A 353-nucleotide genomic window follows, 5' to 3' on the forward strand; every position below is an offset into this window, starting at 1 on the left:
GGCGCTCAAGGCCGACTATGCCAAAAGCCCCGCATGGCTGCGCAAGCTGATGGATGCCTGGGCGGCCGGCCTCAACGCCTACCTTGCCGACCATCCGCAAGTGAAACCCAGGGTGCTGACCCGGTTCGAACCGTGGATGGCGCTGAGCTTTTCCGAAGGCAGCATCGGCGGCGACATCGAAAGCGTACCGCTGAGCCAGCTCGAGGCGTTCTATGGCCAGCGGCAGGTGGCGCTGACCATGGCCGAGCGCGGGCTGCTCTACCGCGAACCGCAAGGGTCGAACGGCATCGCCATCGCCCCCGCACTGACCACCGACGGCCATGCGCTGTTGCTGATCAATCCGCACACCAGCT

At 65.7% G+C, this 353-nt stretch carries 1 protein-coding gene; it reads left to right on the top strand.

Going from position 1 to position 353, the window contains the following annotated elements; all coding sequences use genetic code 11:
- Positions 1-353: penicillin acylase family protein (locus ACZ3HG_RS23215; RefSeq protein ID WP_465334662.1), on the top strand; the 353-nt coding region annotated here is incomplete at both ends.

Source organism: Erwinia sp. PME.40.26/001 (genome assembly GCF_055556675.1).